The organism is Desulfitibacter alkalitolerans DSM 16504 (assembly GCF_000620305.1).
GTDB classification, from domain to species: Bacteria; Bacillota; DSM-16504; order Desulfitibacterales; family Desulfitibacteraceae; genus Desulfitibacter; species Desulfitibacter alkalitolerans.
Map to the genome: position 1 here is coordinate 52,467 of NZ_KK211100.1, position 24,961 is coordinate 77,427.

The 24,961-nt window shown below is 36.9% G+C and carries 27 protein-coding genes and 1 tRNA gene; 23 read left to right on the forward strand and 5 right to left on the reverse strand.

All coding sequences use genetic code 11. The annotated features are described in order from the left end of the window. Nucleotides 1-986: DDE-type integrase/transposase/recombinase (locus K364_RS22995; protein ID WP_035268246.1), on the reverse strand; the 986-nt coding region annotated here is incomplete at its 3' end. 271 nt (nucleotides 987-1,257) lie between these two features. Continuing rightward, nucleotides 1,258-1,782 (reverse strand): hypothetical protein, encoded by a 525-nt coding sequence (locus tag K364_RS0105840; RefSeq protein ID WP_028307233.1) that lies wholly within the window; start codon nucleotides 1,780-1,782, stop codon nucleotides 1,258-1,260. Nucleotides 1,783-2,154: 372 nt separating this feature from the next. Here K364_RS0105840 and K364_RS23000 point away from each other — a divergent pair, with 372 nt between their 5' ends. From K364_RS23000 to K364_RS0105855, 3 genes are all read left to right on the forward strand, one after another. Continuing rightward, complete coding sequence (locus tag K364_RS23000) at nucleotides 2,155-2,991, forward strand: hypothetical protein (protein ID WP_035268247.1); 837 nt, start codon at nucleotides 2,155-2,157, stop codon at nucleotides 2,989-2,991. A gap of 58 nt (nucleotides 2,992-3,049) precedes the next feature. Further along, on the forward strand, nucleotides 3,050-3,805 hold the full coding sequence (locus K364_RS0105850) for an SIR2 family NAD-dependent protein deacylase (protein WP_051533829.1): 756 nt from the start codon (nucleotides 3,050-3,052) through the stop codon (nucleotides 3,803-3,805). Nucleotides 3,806-3,953: 148 nt separating this feature from the next. Beyond that, complete coding sequence (locus K364_RS0105855; RefSeq protein ID WP_028307235.1) at nucleotides 3,954-4,538, forward strand: phosphate propanoyltransferase; 585 nt, start codon at nucleotides 3,954-3,956, stop codon at nucleotides 4,536-4,538. Nucleotides 4,539-4,621: 83 nt separating this feature from the next. Here K364_RS0105855 and K364_RS0105860 read toward each other — a convergent pair. Continuing rightward, nucleotides 4,622-4,698 (reverse strand) — tRNA-Arg (locus K364_RS0105860). Nucleotides 4,699-4,956: 258 nt separating this feature from the next. Between K364_RS0105860 and K364_RS0105865 the strand changes: the two genes are divergently transcribed. From K364_RS0105865 to K364_RS0105910, 10 genes are all read left to right on the forward strand, one after another. Beyond that, complete coding sequence (locus K364_RS0105865) at nucleotides 4,957-5,580, forward strand: DUF3786 domain-containing protein (protein ID WP_051533830.1); 624 nt, start codon at nucleotides 4,957-4,959, stop codon at nucleotides 5,578-5,580. Nucleotides 5,581-5,599: 19 nt separating this feature from the next. Beyond that, on the forward strand, nucleotides 5,600-6,850 hold the full coding sequence (locus tag K364_RS0105870; RefSeq protein WP_035268250.1) for an adenosylhomocysteinase: 1,251 nt from the start codon (nucleotides 5,600-5,602) through the stop codon (nucleotides 6,848-6,850). Between the two features lie 95 nt (nucleotides 6,851-6,945). Further along, nucleotides 6,946-8,055 carry an ADP-forming succinate--CoA ligase subunit beta gene (gene sucC / locus K364_RS0105875; RefSeq protein WP_028307238.1) on the forward strand — a complete coding sequence of 370 codons (1,110 nt, stop codon included), beginning with the start codon at nucleotides 6,946-6,948 and terminating at the stop codon, nucleotides 8,053-8,055. Nucleotide 8,056: 1 nt separating this feature from the next. Further along, entirely contained in the window at nucleotides 8,057-8,941 is an 885-nt protein-coding gene (gene sucD / locus K364_RS0105880) for a succinate--CoA ligase subunit alpha (protein ID WP_028307239.1), read from the forward strand. A 2-nt stretch (nucleotides 8,942-8,943) separates the two neighbouring features. Next, nucleotides 8,944-10,617: an acyl-CoA mutase large subunit family protein gene (locus K364_RS0105885; RefSeq protein ID WP_035268252.1), complete on the forward strand. Its 1,674-nt coding sequence runs from the start codon at nucleotides 8,944-8,946 to the stop codon at nucleotides 10,615-10,617. Nucleotides 10,618-10,638: 21 nt separating this feature from the next. After that, complete coding sequence (locus K364_RS0105890) at nucleotides 10,639-11,034, forward strand: cobalamin B12-binding domain-containing protein (RefSeq protein WP_035268261.1); 396 nt, start codon at nucleotides 10,639-10,641, stop codon at nucleotides 11,032-11,034. An 18-nt stretch (nucleotides 11,035-11,052) separates the two neighbouring features. Beyond that, entirely contained in the window at nucleotides 11,053-11,454 is a 402-nt protein-coding gene (gene mce / locus K364_RS0105895; RefSeq protein ID WP_028307242.1) for a methylmalonyl-CoA epimerase, read from the forward strand. 17 nt (nucleotides 11,455-11,471) lie between these two features. Further along, complete coding sequence (locus tag K364_RS0105900; protein WP_028307243.1) at nucleotides 11,472-12,311, forward strand: fumarate hydratase; 840 nt, start codon at nucleotides 11,472-11,474, stop codon at nucleotides 12,309-12,311. A 15-nt stretch (nucleotides 12,312-12,326) separates the two neighbouring features. Beyond that, nucleotides 12,327-12,884 carry a Fe-S-containing hydro-lyase gene (locus K364_RS0105905; protein WP_028307244.1) on the forward strand — a complete coding sequence of 186 codons (558 nt, stop codon included), beginning with the start codon at nucleotides 12,327-12,329 and terminating at the stop codon, nucleotides 12,882-12,884. Nucleotides 12,885-12,967: 83 nt separating this feature from the next. After that, a complete protein-coding gene (locus K364_RS0105910) occupies nucleotides 12,968-13,540 on the forward strand; it encodes a glycerol-3-phosphate acyltransferase (RefSeq protein WP_028307245.1) in 573 nt (190 codons plus the stop codon). Between the two features lie 172 nt (nucleotides 13,541-13,712). Here the strand turns inward: K364_RS0105910 and K364_RS0105920 are convergent, their stop codons facing one another. Further along, nucleotides 13,713-14,105 carry a TIGR04086 family membrane protein gene (locus K364_RS0105920; protein ID WP_028307246.1) on the reverse strand — a complete coding sequence of 131 codons (393 nt, stop codon included), beginning with the start codon at nucleotides 14,103-14,105 and terminating at the stop codon, nucleotides 13,713-13,715. Between the two features lie 174 nt (nucleotides 14,106-14,279). Between K364_RS0105920 and K364_RS0105925 the strand changes: the two genes are divergently transcribed. The 7 genes from K364_RS0105925 to surE all read left to right on the forward strand — a co-directional run bounded on the left by K364_RS0105925 (nucleotide 14,280) and on the right by surE (nucleotide 19,662). Then, a complete protein-coding gene (locus K364_RS0105925; RefSeq protein ID WP_028307247.1) occupies nucleotides 14,280-15,251 on the forward strand; it encodes an acyl-CoA dehydratase activase-related protein in 972 nt (323 codons plus the stop codon). After that, complete coding sequence (locus K364_RS0105930; RefSeq protein WP_028307248.1) at nucleotides 15,248-16,357, forward strand: CoA protein activase; 1,110 nt, start codon at nucleotides 15,248-15,250, stop codon at nucleotides 16,355-16,357. The genes K364_RS0105925 and K364_RS0105930 overlap by 4 nt, the downstream gene beginning before the upstream one ends. Continuing rightward, a complete protein-coding gene (locus K364_RS0105935; protein ID WP_028307249.1) occupies nucleotides 16,335-17,297 on the forward strand; it encodes an acyl-CoA dehydratase activase in 963 nt (320 codons plus the stop codon). Before K364_RS0105930 ends, K364_RS0105935 begins: the two co-directional genes overlap by 23 nt. A 54-nt stretch (nucleotides 17,298-17,351) precedes the next feature. Then, complete coding sequence (locus tag K364_RS0105940) at nucleotides 17,352-17,783, forward strand: Fur family transcriptional regulator (RefSeq protein WP_028307250.1); 432 nt, start codon at nucleotides 17,352-17,354, stop codon at nucleotides 17,781-17,783. A 100-nt stretch (nucleotides 17,784-17,883) separates the two neighbouring features. Beyond that, the gene (folE, locus tag K364_RS0105945) at nucleotides 17,884-18,450 is read left to right on the forward strand and encodes a GTP cyclohydrolase I FolE (protein ID WP_028307251.1); all 567 of its coding nucleotides are present in this window, start codon (nucleotides 17,884-17,886) and stop codon (nucleotides 18,448-18,450) included. A 23-nt stretch (nucleotides 18,451-18,473) separates the two neighbouring features. Next, the gene (locus K364_RS26120) at nucleotides 18,474-18,647 is read left to right on the forward strand and encodes a YpmA family protein (RefSeq protein WP_156946414.1); all 174 of its coding nucleotides are present in this window, start codon (nucleotides 18,474-18,476) and stop codon (nucleotides 18,645-18,647) included. 253 nt (nucleotides 18,648-18,900) lie between these two features. Then, nucleotides 18,901-19,662 (forward strand): 5'/3'-nucleotidase SurE, encoded by a 762-nt coding sequence (surE, locus tag K364_RS0105960; RefSeq protein ID WP_028307253.1) that lies wholly within the window; start codon nucleotides 18,901-18,903, stop codon nucleotides 19,660-19,662. 8 nt (nucleotides 19,663-19,670) lie between these two features. Here the strand turns inward: surE and K364_RS23005 are convergent, their stop codons facing one another. Further along, the gene (locus tag K364_RS23005) at nucleotides 19,671-21,203 is read right to left on the reverse strand and encodes a putative polysaccharide biosynthesis protein (RefSeq protein ID WP_051533832.1); all 1,533 of its coding nucleotides are present in this window, start codon (nucleotides 21,201-21,203) and stop codon (nucleotides 19,671-19,673) included. Between the two features lie 249 nt (nucleotides 21,204-21,452). On the opposite strand from K364_RS23005, the gene fusA reads away from it, so the two are divergent. The 3 genes from fusA (at nucleotide 21,453) to K364_RS0105985 (ending at nucleotide 24,913) form a co-directional block, all read left to right on the forward strand. After that, nucleotides 21,453-23,492, forward strand: coding sequence for an elongation factor G (gene fusA / locus K364_RS0105975; RefSeq protein ID WP_028307254.1), 2,040 nt, complete (start codon nucleotides 21,453-21,455; stop codon nucleotides 23,490-23,492). A 165-nt stretch (nucleotides 23,493-23,657) separates the two neighbouring features. Continuing rightward, nucleotides 23,658-24,587, forward strand: coding sequence for a D-alanine--D-alanine ligase (locus tag K364_RS0105980; RefSeq protein WP_277995551.1), 930 nt, complete (start codon nucleotides 23,658-23,660; stop codon nucleotides 24,585-24,587). A 140-nt stretch (nucleotides 24,588-24,727) separates the two neighbouring features. After that, nucleotides 24,728-24,913: a hypothetical protein gene (locus K364_RS0105985; protein ID WP_028307256.1), complete on the forward strand. Its 186-nt coding sequence runs from the start codon at nucleotides 24,728-24,730 to the stop codon at nucleotides 24,911-24,913. Nucleotides 24,914-24,961: the final 48 nt, after the last annotated feature.

The following is a 24,961-nucleotide window of genomic DNA, read 5'->3' on the forward strand; positions in this document are numbered from 1 at the left end:
TTATTGCCAGCATTTAATGACTCATCCCACCTTTTTTTAGGTGACATACCAATAGACGAGTGGAGCTTATCATCATACTCAACCTTCATCCAGGCAAAATACAGATCATTAAGCTCTGATAGAGACTTAACAGGCTGCTTTTTGACCTCGGGTATAAAACAATCTTGTACAGTTTTCCAGTACCTCTCAATTTTCCCACGACCAGCTGCGTGGTATGGGGTTCCAAACTTTAACTTAATGCCAAGCCTTGCACATATTAGCTTAAACTGCTCTGATATAAAAATTTTTCCATTGTCCACATAAAGAGAATCACTAGAACCATACTTTGTCACTGCTTTTTTCAATGTATCTTCAAGTCTTGGTAATTTGGAGTCTAAGTAAAACTCAGAGTGCATAATCCTTCTACTATGATCATCAATTATGCCAATAAGGTAAGCGAGCTTTCTGCCATTGTTACCATCTGGTATATAAAATGCTGTCATGACATCTGACTGCCACATGGCGCAGATTCTATCCTTTTCATGTTTTATGTATAGCCTTTTATCTTTAGTTAGACTATCTCTGGTATACCCATACTGATTAAGGATCCTGTTTACGGTTCTTACATGTAGAGAGTTTTCTTCTAATTTACCTGCTAGGGTAAGCATGGTGATAATCTTTGCTGCAGATCGACTGGGAAGCTCCTTTTTTAATTCAAGGATATCTGTGATTACTTTTTCATCAATCCCAGGGTGAGTACCCTTATCACTTCTAATCTTGGGCTTTAGGCCATCAAATCCATGCTTTTTGTAATTTGAGTAGTACTTAAAAATCGTTCTTTCGCAAAAGGTAACTATGCGTTTGTTTAGAGCATCATGAAACTGTTGCTTTGCAAGTTTTTTAGCAGTGGCTTCTATAAATCCAGGCTTTGCATCTAGCATCTCAGATATTACCTGGTATCTAAAAAAGGCAACTGCATCTTCACGCTTAATTGGGAGTTCCCCCATTTGTAACACCTCCAGGTTTTGTTCTGAGTGTATGATATCTTACATCAATACAGGAGCGTGATACGTAAAATTCTTGCTGGACTAAATAATTAAGAAAAAGTACTAAAACAGTGGGGAATTAATCTAGATAAGGGACAAAAAGAGCAAGTTTGGGATGGGTTTAGAACAGTCTTACAAGGAAAGTATGAATGGTTTTTTAAGCTAATATACTATTGTATTACATTATTGTTGTTAACTGGAAGTTAAGAAGCATTCTTTGCCTCTGTTGGTATTATACAACGATTACAGTATTTACAAGTTTAAGTAGTCCATACTGTTTTCCGAAGAATTGCCTTGCTGTTGATACAAGGCTAAACAGTGTACTAAATCTTCTTGTTTCTGTATACTGCTTATCTGATACCAAAAGTGGTCTGTTATAGACGGATACATATCTAGAGTTAAGTAATGCCAAGTAGTTAAACTCTCTGCAATCTTTTTCTATCCGTTTTATTGACCTTACTATACGATCTTCGCTGTCGAGGATTTCTTCCGGGTCATCAATGTGACTAAATATATTCTCACCCTCTCCTACCTGGCAGCTAATGTACTCAAGTAAATTAAGGCTTGGCTGGCAGTACTTCTTGATGAAACTAGGAAATATGCTGATATAGTGCCATTTGTCCGACTCGTTGTTAAACCATACCGCTGTCTGTACTACAAATCTAACCTTGTATATACAATCATTTTCATCGAGAAGAAATAGCCATCTTTCAAACCCACCATTAAACTTAAGCCTGATATTATCCGGAAGACCCAAACTTTCACGAATAAACGTATGCGATATTGTACCTTGATAATGTTCCTGATAGATTCTATTAAAATCCTCAGCGGAACACTTGAAAGGCAGCTCAATGTCTAATACAATGGTTGTGGTTGGTTTTTGTGTGTTGATAATGATATTAATATATCATAAAAAAGGGTACGGGTGGTTCTGTGCCCTTTCCAACCACCTAAACTTCTTACTGAAGGTGAAATTGTCCTAATAGTTTGATTTTACTGTAGGGGAGATTGTCCCCTTACAATAAATGAACAAAACTATGATATCCCTATATTAGGTTGTGAAGACACTACAATAATTGGCTTTATTAACAACGCCATACCCGTAAACTGCCTGAGTCATGCCCTAAAAATGGATAAAATAATCGTACTCAATAGGGTTAAGCCCCATACGTCCTTCAGAGGTGAAATAGAAAGTGGTTTATTAAAAATGCTAACCATTGGTTTAGGAGGACCTATAGGTGCAAAATATATTCATCAAAACAGTGAAGGAAACATGTCTTCTCTCATTAAGGATGTTGGACTTTATATTATAAAAACAATTCCCATTATATTTGGAGTCGCCATAGTGGAAAATCCTTATAAAGAAGCTTATAAGATAGAAGTAATTCCACCCGAAAATATTTTTGAAAGAGAAAAAATCTTACTCAAGGTAGCACAGGAAAACATGCCCAGACTGCCATTTGAAAACATAGATTTATTAATATGTAATGAAATGGGAAAATGCTATTCTGGAACAGGTATGGATACAAATATAATTGGAAGAATGCGAACTAACAACGGAAATTATAACAATAAACCCTTTATAAAGAGGATTCTCGTATTAGATTTAGCAGAGGCATCCCAAGGAAATGCTAATGGAGTTGGTCTCGCAGATTTTGTTACTAAAAAGCTAGTAGATAAGATTGATTTTTATTCAACCTATTTAAACTGCCTTACTACTGGCTTTCTTCAAAGGGCCATGATACCAATTATTATGAATACTGACAAAGAGGCAATTTTTACTGCACTTGAAAGTATTCAAGGCATCAGTCATAATAATCCTAAGGTAGTAAGAATAAAAAATACTCTGGATTTAGAAGATATCTGGATATCAAAGGGATTTCTAAAAGAAATTCAAGAATTAGGCCTAGAAATGGAGGGTAGCTGGCAGAGTCTTTCATTTGCAAAAAATGGTACTTTATTATAAACTTATTTTATACCTTCTAACTCCTAAAAATAAATTATTATAGCTAGGTGGGATCCTAATGAAAAGGAAAAAACATACTGAGGATCCAATTACGAAACTTGTATCCTTAATAAAAGACAGTAAAAAAGTATATGTATTTACTGGAGCTGGTATAAGCACAGATAGCGGTATTCCAGATTTTCGAAGTCCAGGCGGGTTTTGGGACAGGGTTGACCCCATGAAAACAAGTACAGCAACAGTCCTATATAATAATCCCAGTCTTTTTTATCAGAGTAATATTCCCAGATATAAAAGCATTTTATCCGCTGAGCCTAATGACGGGCACAAAGCCTTGGCTTGGATGGAGGAACAAAAATACATTAATGGGGTTATTACACAAAATATTGATGGACTTCACCAAAAGGCAGGCTCAAAACACGTCATTGAAATACATGGGAGTGTAAACTTTTGCAGATGCGAAAATTGTTCTGAAAAAAAACCTATGAATGAGTTAATTGAGCAGGTAGATAAAAGTATTATTCCTCCCAGATGTTCATCATGTGGTTTTAGCCTGAGACCCAATATTGTACTCTTTGAAGATGCCATGGATGATGAGTACTATAAAGCACAACAAGTTTTAACAGGCTGTGATCTAATGATAATTATTGGGTCAAGCCTTCAGGTCTATCCAGCTGCTTACCTGCCTGATAAGGTGAAACACCTTGCCATTATAAACAGAACAGAAACCCAATGGGATCCTCATGCTAAAGTTATTTTAAATTGTGAAATAACAAGCAAACTAAAGGAAATCAAAGAAAAACTTCAGCAGGTGTGAAAACTTTCACTAATTTACTATATGCTAATATCTTAAAAAGGTTGAAAATACAATATGCATCAAGGTATAATTACAAAGTATGGAAGTATTTTTACGACTAATGGAAGTTATTATAGGATAACCGTAAAACTCTTGGAGGAGGATATAAATGAATCAACTACAAGTACCTATAGGCATTTCTAACAGGCACATACATTTAAGCAAAGAAGATTTAGAGAAACTATTTGGTGAAGGCTACGAATTGACAAACATTAAGGATCTTGTTCAAACTGGAGAATTTGCAGCTGATGAAACAGTAACTGTTAAAGGTCCAAAGGGAAGCATAGAAAAAGTACGTATTCTTGGCCCAGTTAGGCCAGCAAGTCAGGTTGAGATATCTAGAACTGATGGCTTCAAATTAGGAATAAATGCTCCTGTTAGACAATCAGGGCAGGTAGAGGGAACTCCTGGGTGTATTCTTGTTGGTCCCCAGGGAGAGGTTGAACTAAAAGAAGGAGTTATAGTTGCTGATCACCATATTCATATGTCCCCTAAGGATGCTGAGGTTTTTGATGTAAAAGATGGTGATAGAGTAAGCGTGCATGTGGATGGCATTAGAGCATTAACTTTCCATAATGTTTTAGTAAGGGTTAAGCCTAGCTTCGTTTTGGAATTCCATATAGATACTGATGAAGCTAATGCATGTCTTGTTAATAATAATGATATGGTTACAGTGATTAAAAAATGCTGCTAACCAGGAGATCTATTGCATAAAAACAGGCTAACACAACACAACGACAAACTGTCTAAGGTTTGTCGTTTATTTATTTGAAACTATGGCGTGCCCGACAGGATTCGAACCTGCGACCCCTGGACTCGGATTCCATTACTCTATCCTACTGAGCTACGGGCACTTAACTATGCTTAATCATTATATATTAGTAGTTATAGTTTAGTCAACTTTATCCGATAGCTAAGTCACTAAGCACCTGGATCTTCAACTAACATAAGTTGGGGGCATTCCCCAGCCTGAAAGCTAGACATTAAAAGAGGTATGTCCCCATACATAAAACATATATGTATACCGATACATTATACTCTCAAAATATTGCCCTATGGTTTTTTATGATGTAATATTATCAAAAAAGTATTATTACCATAAAGGAGACATTATGACCAAGATACCAAATCAAAATCATAATCTAGAAACAACTTTAAAAATAGCTATGGAAAACTTTCAGTGTAAAAGCCCAGTAGAAATGGCATGGAAAAGCAGGTGCAGCTTTAACACTGAAAGCAAAAGTTTTTTGGTCCCTTTCATGGGAAGGGAGTTTACTGTAGTTCATCCTAGTGGAGAAATACACTTTGTCAATAGTCCTGATGATGTCCCTATTATTTGGAAAATTTTAATGCTCCATTATTTGGCTAGAGCCTCTGGTAATCCTTTAACTGGAAATAATATTTCATACAAGGATTTATCAGGAGGAGATATTTATTTTGAACCCTTTAAAAAACGAACAATCCTACCCTTAATAAAAATATTTGGTAAAAATCCGCACAAACTAATAGAAGCAGGCAAGAGATTAGGTGGGATAGAAAGTGATAAGGGAGACTACAGTGTAACTATTAACATATTCCCATGTATACCAATTACTTATGTTTTATGGAAAGGGGATGATGAATTCCCCCCAAATGCAACAGTCTTGTTTGATGAAACCGCAAATGAATACCTTCATACTGAGGATTTTGCTTTTGCTGCAAGCTTTACAGTCTATGAAATGGCAAAGATGTTATAAAAAAGACGAGGTGAACTTGATGAAAGAATCCATGATACGAGACTTAAAACTAGCTCCACAAGGTGTTAAAAAACTGCAGTGGGTAAGAAAGCATATGCCCATTTTAAACCAGCTTGAAAGTGAATTTCGGGTTAAACAGTACTTTAAAGGCCGTAGGGTAGTAATTTGCTTACACCTTGAGGCCAAAACAGGCTATTTGGCCCAGGTAATAAAAGCCGGCGGTGCGGAAGTAACTGTGGTTGCAAGTAATCCCCTTTCAACCCAGGATGATGTGGTAGCAGCTCTTGTACAGGACGGCATAAGGGCATATGCATGGCATGGTGCAGCTGACCAAGAATACTACATGCATCTAAATGCTGCCCTTGATTTTAAGCCTGATTTAATAATCGACGATGGTGGAGACCTTGTGGCGCTACTACATAAAGAACGTTTAGATCAGCTCAAAGAAATAATTGGTGGCTGTGAAGAAACTACTACTGGTATTTTAAGATTAAAGGTAATGAGCAGGGAGAATCAGCTCAAATTTCCCATGATGGCGGTTAATGATGCTTACTGTAAGTATTTATTTGATAATAGATATGGAACAGGTCAATCAGTATGGGATGGGATTAACCGTACCACAAATCTAGTAGTTGCTGGTAAGAACGTTGTTGTTGTGGGATATGGTTGGTGCGGTAAGGGTGTTGCAATGCGAGCTAAAGGCCTAGGGGCCAAAGTGATTGTAACAGAAGTAGACCCAATAAAGGCAATAGAGGCACATATGGATGGTTTCAGGGTAATGCCAATGCAAGAAGCAGCTAGTATTGGAAATTTTTTCATTACTGTAACTGGTAACTGCAATGTAATTCGCAAAGAGCACTTTTTGGAGATGAATGATGGTGCTATCTTAGCTAATGCTGGACATTTTGATATTGAGATATCAAAGGGGGATTTATTAGAAGTATCTTCTGAAAAAAGGGATGTTAGACCAAATGTTGAACAATATATTCTAAATAACGGTAAAAGCGTATATTTATTAGCCGAAGGTAGGCTTGTTAACCTTGCAGCTGGAGATGGCCATCCAGCTGAAATTATGGACTTGACCTTTGCTTTGCAAGCTCTGTGCTTACAATATGTAATGCAAAAGAAGGATGAGCTTGAACCAGGTGTTTACCCTGTACCGGAAGATATTGATAAAAGGGTTGCCAATCTAGGTCTTAGCACTCTAGGTATCAATATAGATTGTTTAACTAATGAACAAATTCGTTATTTAGATTCCTGGCATGTATAAAAATATTATAAGGAGTTCCCCGGAACTCCTTTTTAAACATATATTTTTGTTAAGATTGTATAAGATTATAGCAAATATTTAAGGGAGGTGTAGCCATGAAGCTTTTTGAGTACCAGGGAAAGGAAATATTTAAAAGAGCAGGCATAGAAGTACCCCGGGGAAATGTTGCAAGCAGCCCAGATGCAGCTTTTGATATTGCTGGAGAAATTGGGGAATCGGTTTTAAAGATACAAATTTTATCTGGCAAAAGAGGTAAGGCCGGCGGCATTCAGTTTGCATCTAGCCCCGAGGAAGCAAAAAATATTGCTAAGGATTTGTTTTCCAAGAACTATCTTGGATTTAGTGTTGATTACTTACTTGTTGAAGAAAAGTTGTCCATAGAAAAGGAGTATTATGCTGCAATAACCTATGACTATAAAATGAAAAGACCAGTAATACTAGTATCTTCTCAGGGTGGAATGGATATTGAAGAAGTTGCTGAAGAGCTTATCATAAAAACCTACCTTGAGCCAAACACCAGGCTTGAGCCGTATCAAGGAAGAGAAATAGCTATCCAAGCGGGTATTAAGGGTAAGCAAATTAATACATTTTCATCAATGCTGGTTAATCTGGTAGATATTTTCATAGATAAAGACGCAGAGCTTGTGGAGGTTAACCCATTAGTTCTTTCAAAGGAAAAATTTATAGCTGCGGATGCAAAAATTGTCATAGATGATGATGCACTTTTTAGACAGAATACCCTGCCCTTGAATGATGAAAAAAACGAAATAGAAAGAAAATGCCATGAAATTGGCCTCTCATATGTACAGTTAGATGGTGACATTGCCATTATGGCTAATGGTGCCGGAATAACCATGGCAACTTTAGATTTAATACAGGAATATGGAGGTAGCCCTAACAACTTTTTAGATGCAGGTGGCGGGGCCAATGAGGAGCAAACAAAAAGAGCACTGGAATTGTTACTTTCCACTAACCCGAAAGGCATTTTTATCAACATATTTGGTGGGATAACCAGAACAGATGATGTTGCTAGAGCTTTTCTTAAAGTCAGAGAGGAGCTAGATATTAAAGTACCTGTAGTTATAAGATTAATAGGTACAAATCAGGACAAAGCCCTGGATTTACTTAGAAATGCTGGAATTGAAGCCTATTCTGATATGGAACTGGCAGCAAAAACAATTGTTCAAAAGGTAAGGGGGGCTTAGCATGGCAATACTGCTAAATAAAGAATCTAGAGTTATTATCCAAGGTATTACTGGTCACCAGGGGTCATTTCACTGCAAACAGATGTTAGACTATGGAACAAACATTATAGGTGGAGTATCTCCTGGCAAGGGTGGCACTAAAATCCATGACGTACCTGTTTATGATAGTGTTTCCATGGTTAGGCAGCATCAAGGAAGCATTGATGTAAGCATCCTGTTTGTCCCGGCAGCTTACGCCAGGGATGCTGCCCTTGAAGCCATTTATAACCAGGTTTCAATGATTGTATTAATAACTGAGCATATTCCACTGAAGGATGCAGTTATTGTCATGAATGCTGCACAAAAAAAGGGAGCTACTATATTAGGCCCTAACACCTACGGTATTGTAAGCTCTGGATTATCCAAGGTTGGAATTATGCCCAGTCAGTACTTTCAACCTGGGCCAGTAGGGGTTGTCAGCAGAAGTGGAACTCTTAGCTATGAGATAGTGGGGAACCTATACAAGAATGGATTAGGTACCTCAACAGTAGTTGGACTAGGAGGAGATAGAATAACAGGCCTGACATTCCCTGAGATTTTAGAAAAATTCCAAAAGGATGAGGATACTAAAGCGATTGTGTTAATTGGAGAAATTGGTGGTACAGCAGAGGAGGATGCCGCTGAATATATCAAAAGGCACATTACCAAGCCAGTTGTAGCATATCTAGCTGGTAAAAGTGCACCCCCCGGCAAAAGAATGGGCCATGCGGGAGCCATCATAGAAAAGGGAATGGGTACCTTTGAAGCTAAAGTCAAGGCATTAGAAAATGCAGGAGTTTTTGTTGCTTCCGAGCCTTCCCAGGTACCATTAATAATTAGAAATAATGTTCCACTAGGAGGACTGTAATCATGGGAGAAGAAAGAAAACAAGACTTGGCTGAGCAGTTCCATAATTGGCATGAAAAAACAAATAATTTTGTGTCCAAAAGGCCTGAAAGAAGGGAAAACTTTTTTACAGAATCAAACATTCCTATTCAAAGAACATATACCCCCCTTGATTTAGATGGCTTCGACTATCTAGATAGCCTTGGAATGCCTGGCGAATATCCCTATACAAGAGGAGTCCAGCCTACAATGTACAGGGGTAGATATTGGACAATGCGCCAATATGCAGGTTTTGGAACTGCGGAGGAAACAAATACTAGGTTTAAATACTTGTTGAAACAAGGGCAAACTGGCCTGAGTGTTGCTTTTGACTTGCCCACACAAATAGGGTATGATTCTGACCATTATCTTGCCATGGGAGAAATTGGCAAGGTCGGTGTTGCAATAGACTCCCTGGCTGATATGGAAATTCTTTTTGATGGGATTCCCCTGGATAAGGTGAGCTGCTCCATGACTATTAATGCTCCAGCAGCTATATTGCTTGCCATGTATATTGTCGTGGCCGAAAAACAGGGGGTTTCTACTGATAAAATATCTGGGACAATCCAAAATGATATATTAAAGGAATATGTAGCCAGGGGAACCTATATATTCCCTCCAAAAGAATCTATGAAGCTAATCACAGATATCTTTGCTTACTGTTCAAAAAATGTGCCAAACTGGAATACAATCAGCATTAGCGGTTATCATATACGGGAAGCAGGAGCAAATGCAGTTCAGGAAATAGCATTTACCCTGGCAAACGGCATAGCTTACGTAGAAGCTGCTGTTAAAGCCGGATTAGATGTGGATGATTTTGCCCCTCGCTTGTCCTTCTTTTTCAATGCACATACAAACTTCTTTGAAGAGGTCTGCAAATATAGAGCCGCCAGAAGACTTTGGGCTAGAATTATGAAGGAAAGGTTTGGAGCCAAGGACCCTAAATCTATGATGCTGCGCTTTCATACCCAGACAGGGGGCAGCACCTTAACTGCTCAACAGCCGGATGTAAATATTATGAGGGTTGCGTATCAAGCTTTAAGTGCGGTTCTTGGAGGAACACAGTCCCTGCACACCAATTCCAAGGATGAAGCCCTTGCTCTTCCTAATGAACATTCCGTTTTAATAGCCCTTAGAACACAACAGGTTATTGCAGAAGAAATAGGGGTTGCAGACAGTGTTGATCCCCTTGCCGGTTCTTATTTTATTGAAAAACTTACAAATGAAATTGAAAAACAGGCTGTGGAATACATTAAGAGAATTGATGAGTTAGGTGGGTCTCCTAAAGCAATTGAAGAAGGCTTTATTCAAAGGGAAATACAGGATAATGCCTATAAATATCAAAGATCTGTTGAAAGTAATGAAAAGGTAGTAATTGGAGTTAACAAGTACGTAATTGATGAAAAACCTCCAACTGACTTACAAAAATTAGATCCAGAAATTGCCCAAAGACAATTACAAAAGCTGCAGGGTGTTAAATCAAACAGGGATTCTCAAAAGGTATCTGCTTGTTTAGAAAGGTTAAAAGAAGCTGCCAGCACCACAGATAACCTAATACCTTATATTTTAGAGGCTGTAAAGAATTATGCTACTTTGGGTGAAATGTGCGGAGTTCTTAGAGATGTTTATGGAGAATATGAACAAAGGATCAATTTTTAATAGGGGAGGTTCCACTGGATTATGGATAAACATATTAGAGTTCTAGTAGCCAAGGCTGGATTAGATGGACACGATAGAGGTGCAAAGATAATTGCCCAGGCCTTAAGAGATGCTGGTATGGAAGTGATATATACAGGCCTTAGACAAACACCAGAACAAATAGTTATGACAGCTTTACAGGAGGATGTACAGGTAATAGGAATAAGCTGCCTTTCAGGAGCACATATGCACTTGATGCCCCCCATTGTTGAAAAGCTTAAGGAAAGTGAAGCTTCTGATATAATGGTATTACTTGGTGGAGTAATACCGGCAGAAGATATTCCTGACCTTAAAAAAGTTGGGGTTAAAGAAATTTTTACACCAGGGACGCCCACCTCCAAGGTGGTTGAGTTTATTAAGAATAATGTTCAAATATAATTGGTAAGGAGATTTTTTATGATAAGCAAAATAGATCACATTGGTATAGCTGTATCCAATATTGATGAAGCCAAAAAGCTTTATGAAGAGGTTTTTGGGTTAGAGGTTTCAGGTATAGAAGTGGTTGAAGAGCAAAAGGTTAAGGTAGCCTTTATACCAACTGGCAACAGCAAGATTGAATTACTAGAAAGTACAGATCCAGAAGGACCCGTCGCAAAGTATTTGGCAAAAAGGGGTGAGGGTATTCAGCACATGGCTTTAAGAGTAACTAACATAAAAGAAGCCCTTGAAGAGGTTAAATTCAAGGGAATTCGTGTAATCGATGAAAAGCCAAGATATGGGGCAGGAGGAGCAAAAATCGCTTTCTTACATCCAAAGGATACCAATGGTGTCTTAATTGAGCTTTGTGAAAGAGAATAGTATTGGAGGAGAAGCTAATGAGAAAAATAGAATTCAAAGAAATTGTAAATGCTATTGCTGAACTATGTATAAAAATCAATTATGAATTAGACGAGGACGTTATAGATAGCTTTACCAAATCGCTTGCTGCTGAGAAATCTCCTGTGGGAAGAGAAGTTTTAGAATTATTAATTAAAAATGCAAAAATAGCCAAGGATGAGCAGGTTCCCATGTGTCAAGATACTGGTACAGCTGTTGTCTTTATAGAGCTAGGCCAAGATGTAATAATAAAGGGCGGAAACCTAACAGAAGCTGTTGAAGAAGGGGTACGAAAGGGCTATTTAGAAGGCTACCTACGGAAATCAATGTGCAATCCCTTTACAAGGGCTAATACTGGCGATAATTGCCCTCCAATCATTCACACCCAGATAGTACCTGGTGATAGGCTTGCAGTTTCAATTGCAGCCAAGGGTGGAGGCAGTGAAAACATGAGTCGTCTTGCCATGCTTACTCCATCAGAGGGAATAGAAGGTATAAAAAAGTTTGTAATTGAAACTGTGGATAAAGCAGGCCCTAACCCATGCCCACCACTAGTAGTAGGCATTGGAGTAGGCGGGAACTTTGAAACCTGTGCAATTTTAGCAAAAAAAGCCTTAATGAGAAAGCTAGGTGAACCTAGTAAAGATGAAACTGCTGCAAGACTAGAAAAAGAATTATTATCTGAATTAAACAAAACTGGCATTGGCCCATCGGGTTTTGGCGGCACAACCACAGTCATTGGAGTACACATTGATGTAATGCCATGCCATATAGCCAGTTTTCCAGTTGCTGTAAACTTAAACTGCCATGCAGCAAGACATGGAAAAGTTGTATTATAGGGAGGAGTTTATACTATGGAAGAGATTAGAATTAGTACACCCCTGGACACTGAAACTGTTTGTAAGCTAAAAACAGGTGACAAAGTATTAATTTCTGGACCAATTTATACAGCCAGAGATGCAGCTCACAAAAGAATGATTGACATGCTAAAAAAGGGAGAAGAGCTTCCCTTTGATATAAAAGGACAGGTAATCTACTATGTAGGGCCAACTCCCCCAAAACCTGGCAGGGTAATTGGTTCAGCCGGACCAACCACTAGTACAAGAATGGACGCCTATGCACCAGAATTATTAAAATTAGGATTAAAGGGAATGATAGGAAAAGGCTTGCGATCCCAGAATGTAAAGGATGCCATTTCCAAGTACAAGGGAGTTTATTTTGCCGGTGTAGGGGGAGCAGCAGCGGTCATATCAAAGTCAATAATATCTGCCAAATTAATTGCCTTTGAAGATTTAGGCCCCGAGGCTATACGAGAGCTGGTTGTAAAAGATTTTCCTGCTGTAGTTGTAAACGACTGCCATGGAGGAGATTTATATATAGAAGGAAGAGAACAGTTCTTAAGCAATTCCTAAGATGATTAGATTCTAAATACTTGTACTTATATAAAAACTCCCTGCATAGACATATATTAAAGCTTGTCTACAGGGAGTTTTTTATGGATTTAATAATTTCTATTTTAATAACCTTGGCCATTGGCATTATTCCCATAAAAAAGATATTTACAAGGGTTTTCTTTTCCCATAGAGATTTATTCATGGATTATTATGATCTTAAAAAGTGTTATGGTGTATGGGGTCATGTATCATATTTTCTACCTTTGCTAGATTTTTTAAAAGCACCAGCACTATATTACTATTTGAACCTGCTGGATCTTCATGGAAATACCTTATTAATCATCATTCTAATTGCCTTATGGCTTGCAAATCCCTTGAGTGATTTATTTTATGGAAGAGGTATGAGCATTTTCCTAGGTATTTTTTTAGTTGTCAACATGGAAATTTTTAAAATTATCTTTCTAATATATATGTCATTGTTACTTTTAAGTCGATATCAAAGTGCAGCCAGCTTCCTGACAGGAGCTGCAGCAGTTCCTATTGTTATATACAGTAAGAGTTATACATTAATTGAGCTGTTTCTGGTTGCAGTATTTTCATGTATTGTAGTATATCATTATAAAGGTTCCTTTTACCAAATATTAAATAAGAGATTTTTTCACCTTTCCTCTTAACTTGAATAAGATAATAGAGAACTTCAGTCAAGGAGGGGAAGGACATGAAAGTCTATTTTATTCCGGTTCCAGGTTTTCTAAAGAATATTTTGAGAAAAATTCTAAAGCAATAAAGAAGTGATAAAAACTAAAAGAGGGCAGTTCCTTAACCGCCCTCTTTTTGTATATACTATTATTTTTCTGATACTCCAAAGATGCCTCCAAGGGCACCTGCCACTAAACACAACCCTAATTGCTTTACAATGGCTGAAAAGGTTATGGTTGTGCCATCAAAAATAGCTATGATGCCTGTTAAAACAAAAAAAGTTAACCCAACACTAGCACCAAATAAAAGACCTTTTGACCCAACACTCTTGGCTGTAATTCGTCCTCCCCAAAAAACGCTTACAACAATAATCACAGCCGATAATGCAGAAAGCATGGTTTCCTGCATTGGTGTGAAGAAAAAGATTATCCCAAGAATTACCGAAAGTGCTATTGCAAGAATGACACTATTTAGTAATCCATTTAAAATAGGATGGAACTTAAAACTAGTTAATCTTGGTATATTTCTAAGAGATGGCATATTAAAACCTCCCCAAAACATATTTTGTTAGATTGTATGCCGCAAAACCACAATTATGCTTTTTATATCTTAAAATCACTGGCTAACTGAAAGGTTTTTATAAATGGATGTCGAATTAAAAACAGGTAATTTACTAGTATACAGCCTTTTATTATAGACATGGAGGAAGCATTAATGAAAATTGGATATCCAGCCACCCTTACGTATTATACACATTTTCTATTATGGAAAAGCTTCTTTAATTCTCTTGGTCATGAGGTGATTATCTCCCCAAAGACATCAAAAAATATACTTGAAAGCGGTGTTAAAGATACTGTTACCGATGCATGTATTCCCATAAAAATCTTACATGGTCATGTAAGTGCTTTAATAGGAAAAGTTGATCTTGTTTTCATTCCCAGAATGGTTAGTATTGTTAAGGATGAAACCTTTTGCCCCAAGTTTTTAGGTCTGCCTGAAATGGTACAGTACTCAATTGAAAATGTACCAAAAATTCTTTCCCCACAGATAGAGCTTAAGCATGGCTTTTGGCAAATATATAAGGTATTAAAGTCATTGGGCCAACAATTAGGCGCAACAAAAAAAGAGGTTTATAAGGCAATATTTAAAGCCATGAAGACCCAATTTAAATATGAAAAGCTGCTGGTATCTGGTGTCCTCCCTAAAGAGGCAATTGATATTATTGCAGAAAATAAAACCGCTGAGGTAAAGGAAAAAGCATGGGGAATTAACCTGGCAATATTGGGTTATCCCTATCAGGTTTATGATTCCTATATTACTGTGAACATGCTGGAAAACCTTGAAAAAATGGGTGTTAATATATGGACTTGTGAAATGGTACCCCACAGCAAGCAAAAAAAATATAGAAATGTCCTGCCAAAAGAGTTATTCTGGTACTATAGCAATATTGTTATGAGATCCACATATTATTATTTAAAAGATAAGAGGATGGATGGTATTATACATGTTACTGCTTTTGGCTGCGGCCCTGACGCCATGCTGGACAAATTAATGGAACTAGAATGTAAAAGCCATAATGTACCATACATTAGTATCACAATTGATGAACATACAGGTGAGGCAGGCATATTAACACGATTAGAGGCATTTGTAGACATGTTAAAAATACGGAGGGGTTTTAATTGAAAGTTTCATTTCCTCATATGGGAACTTCACATATCGCTTTTAAGCAATTCGTAGAAAGATTAGGTCATGAACCTATAATTCCCCCTACCCCCAGCAAAAAAACCTTAAGCTACGGAGTTCAGTATTCACCGGAGTTTGCATGTATACCCTTTAAAGTCCTTATGGGAACATACGTGGAGGTTCTGGAAAAAGGTGCTGAAATGATCATATCTTCTGGGGGACACGGTCCATGTAGAGCAGGTCTCTACGGAATGCTTCACGAAAAAATTTTAAAGGATGCAGGTTATGATTTTGAAATGGTTATTTTAGATGCTCCTTTAAAAAAGCCCATGGAATTTATTAACAATATAAATAGGATTATTAAACCCAATAAAATTAGCTGGTATAGATTTATCCAAGAATTTAAATTTGGCTGGTCTAAACTGAAAGTCCTGGACATGGTAGAGGCTTACTCACACAAAATCAGACCCTATGAGGTAATTAAAGGTCAAACAACCAGAAACTTTAATAAAGTATTAACACTAATAGCACAGGCCCAAACCCCTGACGAATTGGAAGAAGCCAGGCATCAAGGAATTAATATTCTCGATGAGGTAGAGCAGGATAGGTCTAGAACACCTTTAAAGGTAGGAATAATAGGCGAAATTTATGTTGTCATTGAACCCTTCATGAACTTTGACATTCAGGTATTACTTGGTGAAATGGGTGTTGAAACACATCGTTCCATCTATTTAACCCAGTGGACAAAGGACAATGCTGCTAATGGAAAAGGTGAATTAGACGTAATAGCATGTGCCCCTCCTTATCTCAACCAAAAAGTTGGAGGGCATGGAATAATTTCAATAGGAGAAACAGTATTTTATGCAAAAAGTGGTTATGATGGAGTGATACAATTAGCTCCTTTTACATGTATTCCAGAAATAGTAGCAAAAAGCATAATTCCGCAGATTACAAAGGATTATGGAATACCTGTTCTTTCTCTAACAATTGATGAACAAACTGCAAAAGCAGGTGTTCAAACAAGACTTGAAGCCTTTATTGACTTAATGCTTCACCAACGTTCTGTAAAGGGAGGAAAATCACGTGAAATGCTTCTTGGGAGTTGACGTGGGTTCTGTCAGTACAAATATTGTTGTGTTAGACGAAGTTTTAAATGTTGCTGAGTCACTTTATTTACGAACTCAAGGTAACCCTATCAATGCAATTACCAGGGGCCTGAAGCATATTGAAGAAAAATTACCAAATAACGTTGAAGTTATGGGTGTGGGTACTACAGGAAGTGGAAGAATCCTGGCAGGTGTTATAATTGGAGCCGACATAATCAAAAACGAAATTACTGCCCATGCTGTTGCTGCTTCCAGGGAGGTTCCAGATGCACAAACTGTAATAGAAATTGGAGGTCAGGATTCCAAAATTATTATTTTAAGAGATGGTATAGTGGTTGACTTTGCCATGAACACAGTATGTGCTGCAGGAACAGGTTCCTTCTTGGACCAACAGGCCTCGCGCCTGGGAATACCTATAGAAAGTTTTGGAGAAATGGCATTAAAGTCCACAGTACCGGTTAGAATAGCTGGTAGATGTACAGTTTTTGCTGAATCCGATATGATCCATAAACAACAAATGGGTCACAAAAAAGAAGACATTATTAAGGGTTTATGCGATGCCCTTGTAAGAAATTACCTCAATAATGTTGGTAAAGGCAAGGAGATACAACCAACCATTGTATTCCAGGGAGGAGTTGCAGCAAATAAGGGAATCCATAAGGCTTTCGAAGAACAGCTTAAAAAGGATATTGTAATACCACCAAACTTTGCTGTTATGGGTGCCATTGGTGCCGCTCTTCTTGCTAAACAGCATGTCAAAGTAAATAATACTAACACCAAATTTAAAGGGTTTCAGGTCAGCGAATTAGAGTATGATGCTTCTAGTTTTGAATGCACCGGGTGTTCTAACTTATGTGAAGTTATAAACATCAAAAATAATGAGCAGATAATTGCAAGATGGGGAAGCAGATGCGGCAAATGGGAAACCATGGTTATTTAAGAGGTGCTTGTGTTTGTTATTACCATTAAATAAATATAAAGGAGTAAACTAAAAGTGAAAAATTCTTTAGAAGATATTTGTCAAAAACTACAAGAAAAGGAATATAAACTTACCCCACAAAGAAAAACAATTTTAAAAGTTTTATTGGATAACGAAGAAAAACACTTAAGTGCAGAGGATATTTATCAGATTGTCAAGCATCATTATCCTGAAATAGGACTAGCAACTGTTTACAGAACTCTAGAATTATTAGCAGATATTGACATTTTGCAAAAAATGAACTTTGATGATGGCAAAGCCCGTTATGAATTTTCCAGTCATGATGAACACCATCATCACCATTTAATCTGCTTAAAATGTGGTAAGGTCATAGAATTTAATGATGATTTGCTGGATGTTTTAGAAAAGACAATTTCTGAAAAAAAGGATTTTGAAGTATTAGACCACAAACTTAAATTCTATGGCTATTGTTCAAAATGCAAATGAATAGGAAAGCAATTTTTTCTGTATATTTGAATTTGCAGATGTATTTGGGTATAATTAAGCAGGTATCAAATGTGGCTTACGACTTTATGGAGGATGAAAAATGGACAGAGAAAAAATTGCCAAAGGCGTAAAATTAATTTTAGAAGCAATAGGAGAAGACCCCCAAAGGGAAGGTCTATTTGACACCCCTGATAGGGTTGCAAGAATGTATGAAGAAATATTCTGCGGACTAAAACAAAATGCAGCAGATCACCTGAGCGTTACCTTTGCTGAAAACCACGAAGAAATGATTTTAGTAAAAGATATACCCATTTATTCCATGTGTGAACATCATCTCTTACCCTTTTATGGATTTGCCCATGTTGCATATATTCCAAGAAGTGGTAAAATAACGGGATTAAGTAAGCTGGCCAGGGTAGTGGAGACATTTGCTAAAAGACCCCAGCTTCAAGAAAGATTAACAAGTCAAGTTGCCGATACACTTATGGACAAGCTTACACCGCGTGGCGTAATGGTGGTAATAGAAGCAGAACATATGTGCATGACAATGCGCGGAATTAAAAAGGCAGGTTCCATGACACTTACAAGTGCTGTAAGGGGAATTTTTAAAACTAATGAAGCTACCAGGGCTGAAGGTTTCTCATTAATCAGAGGCAGCAGAAATTAAAATGGGAGGTACCGTCCAAAATAGTGGAATCTAATGATAAACTAACAATTATTGCTTCAATTACAATTCAAGAAAGTGAAGACTTTTATAAGATTGTTGATTTTTTAAATAGGACATTAAAAGAAAGAGGATTATTGTTCGGCTTAAAGAAGGTTAAGAATGAACCAAAGATGACCCTGTATATTTATGATGTGTAATAACACACTAATACAACCTTTCTTTCATATGATAAATCAAGCAAAAACATGTCTTGATTTTTTTGGGGGGAGGTTTGTGTGAAATTTTTAGAATGCTGCTTTATATGTCATAAGGATTTAAACAATGACGAATGGCAAATATTAGTAGTTTATAATCAATGCGTGGTATTAAGATGTCCCCACTGTAAATCCATTCACAACTGCTCAGCCGATGGAACAGTATTAATATATAAGCATGATTCAGGAGGAAACGATGCATATTCTGCTAACGAATGATGACGGAATAGAGGCTTTAGGGATAAACAAGCTTAGAGAAGCCCTTAGTTCACTTGGGAAACTAACAGTGGTAGCCCCTGACAGGGAAAGAAGTGCAACAGGTCATGGTATTACCATTCATAAACCTTTACGGGTTTATAAGATGGACTTTGAAAATTGTACTGCCTATGCAGTTACAGGTACACCTGCAGACTGTGTCAAACTTGCTTTGCAGGAGTTAATGGATGAACCCCCTGACATAATTGTTTCTGGTATCAATTCTGGAGCCAATTTAGGTACAGATGTATTATACTCTGGTACTGTTTCGGCAGCAATTGAGGGCATAATTGCAGGTGTTCCTTCAATAGCAGTTTCCCTGGCCCTTAAGAAAAAAAGAAACTATGACTTAGCAGCAGAAGTTACCTGCAAGATAGTCAAAAAAGTTATTAAAAAGGGACTTCCTGAAGAAACAATACTTAATATAAATGTTCCAGATACTGAAATTATTGAAAGCACAAGTTTTGAAATAACCAGATTAGGTATTCGCAAGTATAAAGATTCTATAGAGAAAAGAATAGACCCTAGAGGCTACGAATATTATTGGATTGCCGGCCAAGTAACTGATGTTGAATGCAATAGGAACAAACAGATTTGTACTGACATTAGTGCCATTGCCCAAAACAAAATTTCCATAACACCTATTCATCTAGATCTTACCAACTATAGAATAATTGATGATCTTTTAACCTGGGATCTTTAATTGGCTGGCTAAATTTTCCTAAACTGTCTCAAATCATTATAGGTAATTAGACCAAGCAAAAATAAACACACTGTATATACTCCAATACCAACTAACAAATGGAGCATTGTCATCCCTAGGCTAGAACCCCACGCAGCAAAATAGTGACTGGTAGAAACCATAGTGAGGAGCATTAACAAAACAGCCATTGTTAACAATGCTAGTTTTTTAATATTAATACCTAGTTTGATAAAATTAAACAAATACAAGAGATTTAGACCTGCAACTACCAGAGCACTCAAGTTAAAAGCTATTGCTGTGCCTTTTATACCTAAAGCAGTTCCTGTAAGCAGATAGACACCAGTAATATTTATCAATGCGCCCCCAACTGAATGCAAAAGCATAATATACATTTTACCCATCCCTTGTATAATACCAGTTGAAGTCTGCTGAAGATAAATAAAAAGTGCACCCAGTGCCAGATATTTCAAAGGTATACCTGCATCAGGTGTGTTAAAAATTGTCCCACAAAGCTTTCCTGGAATTGTATAAAAAATTATCACCCATGGTATACCTGCTAATATTGTTATATTGATAGCAGTCATGGCTCTTTTTTTAACAAGCTTTAAATTGTTGGCAGCCATGGCTTCAGAAATTGCTGGGACCATTGTTATTGCCAGGGATACTGTGATTATAGTTGGCAAACCTAACAAGGTCATAGCAATTCCTGTAAATTGTCCAAATAGGTCAGTAGCCTCTCTGACAGAAAAGCCTGCTGCCTGCAGCCGATTGGGTATAATTATTGCTTGAGCAGTAAAAAGGAGTCCAATTACTGCTCTATTAAGTGTGAGGGGAAGGGACATGCTGTAAATATTTTTCATTATTTCCCATGTGGTGCTTTTATTTCCTGATGAAGTAAAAACCTGCTGGTTTTTTTTATAAAAAATTATCAGAATAATTAGGCCTGCCATTTCACCCATTACTATTCCTATTGAAAGACCAATAATAGCATATTCTAATCCGTAGGGCAGTAAAAGCATGATAGTTCCAAGCCCAAATATAAACCTTATTATTTGTTCCACTACCGTTGAAAGTGCTGAGGGAAACATCATTTTCAAGCCCAAAAAGTATCCTCTGTAAGCTGAGCTAAAAGCTACAATAATCAAGGCAGGGATAAGACTCATATATGCCCAATAAACTCTCCCATCTGAAAAAAATAGTTTAATAAAGTAGGGAGCAGCCAGCCAACTAATAACTGATATTACTGTAGAAGTTATTAATAATACCCTCAATGCAACAGTAAATATTTTTTTTGCTTCAGCATGTTGATTTAAGGCTACCCGGCCAGATATTAGCTTGGATAAGGTTAAAGGAATTCCAGCTGTTGTCAGAACTAACAAAAATGTAAAGGGAGGAAGAACCATTTGAAACAAACCTATACCTTCAGAGCCTATCAAGCGTACTGTCCAGACACGATAAAGAAAACCTAACATTCTATTTATAAAACCCGATATGGTAAGTATAACTGCTCCAAAGGCTAATGAAGTATATTGTTTTTTCAAATTCAGGCCTCCTGGACTTAGATGTTTTAATTTAATAGTATTTATGATTCTATTAAAGTATGTTTTTAATTAGCATAATTGCTGTATTTTGGGAAAAACTTATTGAAGATGGAAAAATTTATAAACAAAAAACTTTTTCTCAGATTTTTTTTAAAAATATAAAGGATTTTTTTAATTAATCGAAAATATATTTACTAATGTCCAATTTTCGATTTTAATAGTCAAAGTACAAGTTAAAGGAGGAGGCAAATGAAAGTATACTCTGCAAAAAAAATTAGAAATATAGGGATAATGGCCCATGGTGGTGCTGGAAAGACTTCACTAACAGAAGCCATGTTATACAACTCCGGAGCTTTGAAGAGATTAGGCAAGGTAGATGAGGGTAATACTACTACCGATTATCTGCCTGAGGAAATTGATAGAAAAGTAACTATTACTCTGGCATTGGCTCCATGCGAATGGAAGGACAACAAGGTCAATGTTATTGATACACCAGGCTTTATAGACTTTGTAGGTGATGTTAATAGTGCATTAAGAGTAATAGATAGTATGGTTGTTACAGTATGTGCTGTGGCTGGTGTAGAGGTAAGAACAGAGGCCGTTTGGGAATTTGCAAATGAAAAAAACATGCCTAGAATTTGCTTCATAAATAAAATGGACAGAGAAAATGCAGATTTTTATAGGGTATTAGATGAACTAAAGGATAGTTTTGAAAACAGGATAGTTCCTATACAAATTCCTATTGGAAGCGCAGAAAGCTTTAATGGAATAATAGATTTAGTTGCAATGAAGGCATATAAGTTTGATAACGGAAAACCCATAGAAATTGACATTCCTGAAGACCTAAAAGACCAGACTGAGACCTATAGAGAAGAATTAGTAGAAGCTGTTGCAGAAAGTGATGATGAACTTTTAATGAAGTATTTGGAGGGTGAAGAGCTCACTCCTGAGGAATTCTTATCTGGACTTAATTCAGGTGTCAAGAATGCTAACTTTATTCCGGTTGCATGCGGTTCTGCGTTAAATAATATAGGCATAGCAAATCTTTTGGATCTTATTGTTGACTGCATGCCATCAGCAGAAGAAGCCCTAGGAAAGTCAGAAGAAGAATTATCAAAGGAACCTTTCAAAGCACTGATATTTAAAACAATTGCTGACCCTTACGTAGGAAAGGTTAGTTTCTTCAGGATATACAGCGGCATATTCACTCCTGGTCATTCCTATTACAATATAAACAAGGAAACTGAAGAAAAAGTAAATAGTGTATTTGTCATGAGAGGCAAGCAGCAGGAACAGGTTGAAAAAATGTTTCCTGGTGATATTGGGGCTTTAACAAAGCTCGCTAAAACAGAAACTGGAGATACCCTCTCAGTTAAAGGAATAAACGAACCTCTAACTGGTATTGAGTTTCCAAACCCAACTTTGTCATATGCCATTAGTCCAAAGAGTAAAGGTGACGAAGACAAATTAGGTAATGCAATTTCCAAGTTATTAGAGGAAGATAAAACCTTAAAAATAGAAAAGAATATTGAAACTAAAGAGACCATTTTAAGTGGAATGGGTGATCAGCATCTAGATATAGTACTAGAAAGGCTGCAGAAAAAATATGGCGTTGGAGTTGAAAAAGCTACACCCTCTGTTCCATATAGAGAAACCATCCGTTCTTCAGTAACTAGAATAGAAGGTAAGCATAAAAAACAATCTGGTGGAGCAGGTCAGTTTGGTCACGTATTTATTGACATGGCCCCTTATTCAGAAGGAGATTTCTTATTTGAAGAAACAATCTTTGGAGGATCTGTGCCAAGAAACTATATTCCTGCAGTTGAAAAAGGTGTTAGAGAAGCCATGGAACAGGGTGTCCTGGCTAAATATCCAGTTACAAATATTAAGGTAACCCTTACAGACGGTTCTTATCACCCTGTTGATTCCTCAGAAATGGCATTTAAAATTGCCGGCAGCTTAGCCTTTAAAAAGGCCATGGAAAAAGCAAATCCTATTCTTCTTGAACCAGTAATGAAGGTTGAGGTTACCGTTCCAGAGCAGTTTATGGGCGATATAATGGGAGATATGAACAGCAAAAGGGGTAGGATATTAGGAATGGAAGCCAAGGGCAGAAACCAGGTGATAAAGGCCCTGGCACCATTATCAGAAATGTATCGTTATGCCATAGACTTAAAATCAATTACTCAGGGTAGAGGAACCTTTACAATGGAATTTAATAGTTATGAACCCATACCTGAACACCTAGCTGAAAAAATCATAGCAGCACGAAAGACAGCTGACGAGTAATTCAAAAGGAGTCTTGGACAATAAGTCCAAGACTCCTTTTTAAAGAAAACAACCTTTCAATTTTAGGTTGGATTAATCATTAGAATTGGCATAATAAAACTGGTACACTTATTAACCGCCATGCATATATTGAGCAAAAGATATTGAACCAGGGAGGTTTATATTTTGAAAAAAATAGCTGTTCTATTAGGAGGCAGGTCTGCCGAAAGGGAAATATCTTTAAAGACTGGTAAGGCAGTTGCCAATGCTTTAGTTAACCTTGGGCATAATGTTAAATCTATTGACACCAAGGGTGATTTTATTGATGATCTCAAAGCATTTCACCCTGATCTTGTTTTTATTGCTTTACATGGCCCTTTAGGGGAAGATGGTGCAATGCAGGGGTTATTAGAAATATTAGGTTATCCTTATACAGGTTGTGGTGTGCTTACCAGCTCTCTTGCCATGAACAAGATCTATACAAAAAAGATTTTAAAAGAAGCCGAAATTCCAACACCAAGGTTCTCTGTTATTAGAGAAAAGGATTATCTTATGAATACAATACAAACAGAGGATTTGCTGTTAAAAGATTTAAATCTACCACTGGTAATAAAAGCACCTAATCAGGGGTCAACTATTGGCATTTATTTTGCTAAGCAAAGAAGCGATCTTAATACAATGATATTAGAAGCATTTAAGTTTGAAAAAGAGATACTTATTGAAGAGTTTGTCCATGGGCGAGAAGTTACAGTAGCAATAATGGGAAATGAAGAGCTTCAAACTCTTCCCATTATAGAAATTGTATCCCATACTGGGGTCTATGATTATGAAGCTAAATATACCAAGGGAATGAGTGACCATATTATACCGGCACGTCTTAATGAAAGTGTCAGCAAGATGATAAATATATTAGCTGAAAAGAGCTATCGGTCTTTAGGGTGTAGGGGATTTGCCAGGGTTGATTTTATTGTAGAAAATGATCTAAACCCCTATGTTTTAGAAATAAATACAATACCAGGCATGACTGAAACCAGCTTATTTCCTGATGCTGCACTCAGTGCGGGCATCTCCTTTGACGAGTTGATTAATAGATTTATCCAATACGCTGTAGAGTAATATTCCCTACTCAAAAAGTATAATGGAAGCTTTATTTAAGATTGAAATTAGAATATATATCTTTTATAATAACCATAAGATATGCAAATTTTATTAAAACCTATAGGGGCTATTGGAAGTTGAAGGGAGGGGAACCTTAGATGGAGTTTTTCCGTTGTCAGTGTAAAAAGATTATCTGCCAAATAGAGGGCGATACTATTATTATCAAGTGTAGACACTGTAAAAGATACATTCATATTAAGACTAATGGAATAAAAAATATTGAGTATAGACTGACCCCCGATACTGAAGAAGGTCCAGCCTTGGTTGCAAATTTAAATAAATAATAGTACATTAAAACCGGATAACCCCGGTTTTAACTATTCTAGAATTAA